The sequence below is a fragment of the Fusibacter tunisiensis genome (assembly GCF_016908355.1).
Taxonomy (GTDB): Bacteria; Bacillota; Clostridia; order Peptostreptococcales; family Acidaminobacteraceae; genus Fusibacter_D; species Fusibacter_D tunisiensis.
The window spans coordinates 1-2,330 of sequence record NZ_JAFBDT010000057.1 but is presented as its reverse complement, the minus strand read 5'-3'; the positions used below and the strand labels follow the sequence as shown (position 1 = coordinate 2,330).

Here is a 2,330-nt window from a genome sequence, read left to right as displayed (position 1 = left end):
ATCAGATCAGGAAAAAGTTTAGGTAAAAAACGTAAAAAACTCCTGAAAAGAATCGAAATCAGGAGTTTTAGTAACATTTTTTCTGGAAGTTGACATTAAATTCTTCGCTATATTTTGCCATTGGGGCCTCCTGATATTTAGTTGCTTACACTACTATATGCGTTGTTTGGCCTTCTGACAACTAGTTTAACACATAGGGGGGGCTCGTGTCATAATAGTGACAGGGTGCATAAACATTTTAACATCAAGGGTTTCAGGAACTTTTATTAAAAAACTCATGCATTGTTTAGAGTAATTAGGTATAATTGTTGTAAACAGTGCATGATGTGGAAAGGGTTTAAGTTGTTTACAAATTATGATTATATCAAAATCATTGTTAGTCATATATAAGGGAATTTATATTCAAGAAAATGATAAATCAAACGAATACACGAGAAATCTTTTAATGAATTTTTCCCAAAAACATGAAATGAAAAGCTAATTTTCATTATTTATGAGTAGTTGAAAATATTGACTTTATAGAAGGGAGATCCTATGGAAATAAAGGATATAATAAATAACTTACAAGATGATGATGTTAATTTCGACTTGTTTTTTACTCGGAAATTAAGGAATGGAAACTATGTTACTTTTTCTCCAAACATTGATGCTCAAATATTTGATGACTTGTTAAATCTTATTATAGCTTATTTGGGGAAATTTAAGGATTATGAAGTAATTGAGTATGATCCGACAGGATACAAAGATGGAACAATTGAAACTTGTAAGATTTCATATTTGAATGATTATGAAAAGGTGATCGAGAGTTTCGAAAAATCTGATAATGTTGAAACCGAAATAGACCCAGATAATTACAATTTCTATACTTTTAAAATTACAAAAAAAGATGAAACTTTTCCAGAAATAAAATTATTTAGAAGGGTTACTAAATTTAAAAAACTTCATTCAAAAGGTATTATTGCAAGATTTAATGGGAATACACTGAATAAAATTGAAAGTAAGTTAATAGGAATAGATGGCGAGGTTGATTTACTTGTAATTGCTGATAAAATACTTATTTTGTCACACTATTCGTTAGAACGTATTTTTAATTTAGACGAACAATTTAGAGACACAGCATCGGATTTTTTGAATCAAGAAGGTTTATGTGATGGAATAACAAACTTTGAAAGCTTTTATGAAGATTGTCTTAATGATGGGAGGTACCGCAAGACTCTTACAAAAATGACCAATGAGAATATAAATGTGGCTAAAACATATAAAAATCAAGAGAATATTGTAAAGACTATTGATATGTTTAATTTAGATATAAATTATAGTGAAAATCCTAAGTTTTCAATCATATATGAAGAGAAGAATCAAATAATGGATATTCTGAGAATTTTACGTGATTCCTATTATAGAAGTCTTATAAACGAACAGATCGGGATAGACGATAAATAAGATAGGAGGATAAATCATGAGGAATAAAGATAAGATTATGAATATAATTATTAAGGTAATGATGTTTATTTCTTCATATTTTCCTCTTTATATAATGTTATTTATTTTGTATTCAAAAAAAATAAAGAAGGAGATATATGAGAGAAGCATCCCATGGATTATTTTTGCTGCTTTCTTAGCTTTGCTAATTTTAATTTCAATTAGTACTTTAATTTTACTAAAATCTGGGAGTGGTAGAAGAAAGAAAGATATAGTTGATCTTGAAAGACCGGACGATACAGTATTAAGTTATATAATGACATATGTTATTCCATTAATTGCAAATGAAGATAGTTCGACAGAAGTTTATATAGTAAATATTTTATTATTTATTTTGATTGGATATATCTATCTAAGATTGAATTTAATATATTTGAACCCACTATGGGCAATATTTGGACATATAGTGTATCGTGATGCTAATAAAGATATGGTTATTACCAATCTTTCTAGAGAAGCACTTAAAAACAAGGAAAGTCTTTATGGATATTATCTGAGTAATGATATATTTGTGGCACATAAGAAAGATAATATTGATTACTGAAAATATTGAAAAAAACATAAGAAATAGATATTATTTTAAAACAAGCCAATAATTATAAATCTTAGCGGTTCAGACTAAAAATCTGGGCCGCTTTTTTTTATTTGTAAGCGTAAATTCCAGTGCACATATTCAAGTTGATCTACCAGTGATAAAATCATCTCAAAAACGGAGGTGATTTTTTTATGCGCAAAAAAGCAGACTCTGAAGACTGGTGTTGATTGTCAAGTAAAATTGACCCACTTTTTCATTTAAAATTGACCCACCCCTTGAAGTTTTTCTAGAGGATCAGATTTTTCTGTTAATC

At 28.2% G+C, this 2,330-nt stretch carries 2 protein-coding genes; both read left to right on the top strand.

Annotated features, from left to right (window positions below; all coding sequences use genetic code 11):
* Positions 1-534: 534 nt before the first annotated feature.
* A complete protein-coding gene (locus tag JOC49_RS12995; RefSeq protein ID WP_204665468.1) occupies positions 535-1,443 on the top strand; it encodes a Kiwa anti-phage protein KwaB-like domain-containing protein in 909 nt (302 codons plus the stop codon).
* A gap of 16 nt (positions 1,444-1,459) precedes the next feature.
* Positions 1,460-2,026: a hypothetical protein gene (locus JOC49_RS12990; RefSeq protein WP_204665467.1), complete on the top strand. Its 567-nt coding sequence runs from the start codon at positions 1,460-1,462 to the stop codon at positions 2,024-2,026.
* Positions 2,027-2,330: the final 304 nt, after the last annotated feature.